Raw genomic sequence first — 3,029 nt, 5'->3', positions numbered from 1 at the left:
ATCAACGTTGTCCAACTCAAGGTCAGTGTATGCTTTTGATTTTGTCTTTCCATTACTGGATCAAATCAAGCCTATCGGGCGATTAGTACCGGTCAACTGAACGCATTACTGCGCTTACATCTCCGGCCTATTGACGTGGTGGTCTTCCACGGCCCTCAGGGAGACCTTGTTTTGAGGGGGGCTTCCCGCTTAGATGCCTTCAGCGGTTATCCTGTCCGATCATAGCTACCCAGCACTGCCGTTGGCACGACAACTGGTCCACCAGTGGATCGTTCACCCCGGTCCTCTCGTACTAGGGGCAACTCCTCTCAAGTCTCCTACACCCACGGCAGATAGGGACCGAACTGTCTCACGACGTTCTAAACCCAGCTCACGTACCTCTTTAAACGGCGAACAGCCGTACCCTTGGGACCTGCTCCAGCCCCAGGATGAGATGAGCCGACATCGAGGTGCCAAACACTGCCGTCGATATGGACTCTTGGGCAGTATCAGCCTGTTATCCCCGGCGTACCTTTTATCCGTTGAGCGATGGCCCTTCCACTCGGGACCACCGGATCACTATGGCCGTCTTTCGACTCTGCTCGACTTGTCAGTCTCGCAGTCAGGCTGGCTTCTGCCATTGCACTCAACGAGCGATTTCCGACCGCTCTGAGCCAACCTTCGCGCGCCTCCGTTACGCTTTAGGAGGCGACCGCCCCAGTCAAACTACCCGCCACGCAGGGTCCCGGATCCGGATAACGGACCGCGGTTAGACATCAAGAGTGCGAAGGGTGGTATCTCAAGGGAGGCTCCACAGGTACTTGCGTTCCTGCTTCAAAGCCTACCACCTATCCTGCACATCACAATCCTGATGCCAGTGCGAAGCTGTAGTAAAGGTGCACGGGGTCTTTCCGTCTAACCGCGGGAAGCCTGCATCTTGACAGGCAATTCAATTTCGCTGAGTCGATGTTGGAGACAGCGGGGAAGTCGTTACGCCATTCGTGCAGGTCGGAACTTACCCGACAAGGAATTTCGCTACCTTAGGACCGTTATAGTTACGGCCGCCGTTTACCTGGGCTTCAATTCAAGGCTCTCACCTCTCCTTTTAACCTTCAGGCACCGGGCAGGCGTCAGACCCTATACGTCGTCTTGCGACTTCGCAGAGCCCTGTGTTTTTAATAAACAGTCGCCACCCCCTGGTTTGTGCCCCCAGCCCCTAGTTGCCTAGGAACCGGGCCTCCTTCTCGCGAACTTACGGAGGTATTTTGCCGAGTTCCTTCAACATCGTTCTCTCAAGCGCCTTGGTATGCTCTACCAGTCCACCTGTGTCGGTTTAGGGTACGGTCTGATGGAGGGCTATTTCCAGGAACTGCTCAGCAGCCCAACCAATCCGATAAGGTTGAACTACACCTGCAATCCGTCACATCCTCCTGGCTCAGGAATATTAACCTGATTCCCATCGCCTACGCCTTTCGGCCTCGGCTTAGGGGCCGGCTTACCCTGCTCAGATTAGCTTTAAGCAGGAACCCTTGGACTTTCGGCGAGAGTGTCTCTCACACTCTTTGTCGCTACTCATGTCATCATTCTCACTAGTGATCTCTCCACCGGATGGCTCACGCCCCGGCTTCATCGAAAGCTCCAAATATCCTCCAAGGCGATCCGAAGATCGCTAAAGAGGATAGGAACTATGTCACACTACGCTCTGCTACCGATGCTTACGCATCCCTAGACTTCGGCTCATGGCTTGAGCCCCGTTACATCTTCGCCGCAGGACAACTTATTTAGACCAGTGAGCTGTTACGCTATCTTTAAAGGATGGCTGCTTCTAAGCCAACCTCCTGGTTGTTTTGGTCGTCCCACCTGCTTTCCCACTTAGCCATGAATTGGGGGCCTTAGTCGTAGGTCAGGGTTGTTTCCCTCTCCACTACGGACGTTAGCATCCGCAGTGTGTCTGCCATCTAGTACTCCCGGGTATTCGGAGTTTGGTTAGGATCAGTAAGCCTGTGGGGCCCCATTACCCATCCAGTGCTCTACCCCCCGGGGTATTCGGATGACGCTCTACCTAAATAGATTTCGCAGAGAACCAGCTATCTCCGAGTTTGATTGGCCTTTCACCCCTAGGCACAGCTCATCCCGATCCTTTTCAACGGATGTGGGTTCGGTCCTCCAGTAAGTGTTACCTTACCTTCAACCTGGCCATGCCTAGATCACTCGGTTTCGGGTCTGATCCCACGAACTCATGCGCCCTATTAAGACTCGCTTTCGCTACGCCTACACCTAACGGCTTAAGCTTGCTCGTGAGACCAAGTCGATGACCCATTATACAAAAGGTACGCCGTCAGATCTCGAGGATCCTCCGACTGATTGTAGGCGTTCGGTTTCAGGTACTGTTTCACTCCCCTCGTCGGGGTGCTTTTCACCTTTCCCTCACGGTACTGGTTCGCTATCGGTCAGCAAGGAGTACTTAGCCTTCGAAGGTGGTCCTCCGATCTTCAGACAGAATTTCACGTGTTCCGCCCTACTTAATACGTCCATCAAAGCTTCCTATACGGGGCTGTCACCCGCTATGGCCACGCTTCCCAACGTGTTCTAGTCACTTATCTGGCTCGGCTGGTCCCCGTTCGCTCGCCGCTACTAGGGGAGTATCAATTGATTTCCTTTCCTCCGGGTACTTAGATGTTTCAGTTCCCCGGGTTTGCTCTTAAAACCCTATGTATTCAGGTCTTAAGTACCTGTTTAAGCAACATATTGATTATCAAGGATAACAATATGAAGCTTTCAGGTGGGTTCCCCCATTCAGAAATCCATGGATCAAAGCTTATTCTCAGCTCCCCATGGCTTATCGCAGAGTATCACGTCTTTCATCGCCTCTTGCTGCCAAGGCATTCACCAAACGCCCTTCTCGCGCTTGATTTGATCCAGAAAGAGAAAGACACAACTTAGTGCGCTACCGCCTATTCGGCTACCTGAGCGCAGTCAGGTCAATCGCGATCGCCCAGCTGGTAACTAAAGGCGATCTTTCTTCTGAACCAAAAGCATACTTTCCCGCC

Annotated in this window: 1 rRNA gene; it reads right to left on the bottom strand. The window is 53.0% G+C overall.

The annotated features are described in order from the left end of the window. Positions 1 to 61: 61 nt before the first annotated feature. Positions 62 to 2,893 (bottom strand): 23S ribosomal RNA (locus ACR0D6_RS22460). Positions 2,894 to 3,029: the final 136 nt, after the last annotated feature.

It is taken from the genome of Ruegeria sp. BJ6 (genome assembly GCF_056537885.1).
This window is presented reverse-complemented; position numbering and strand designations above follow the sequence as displayed.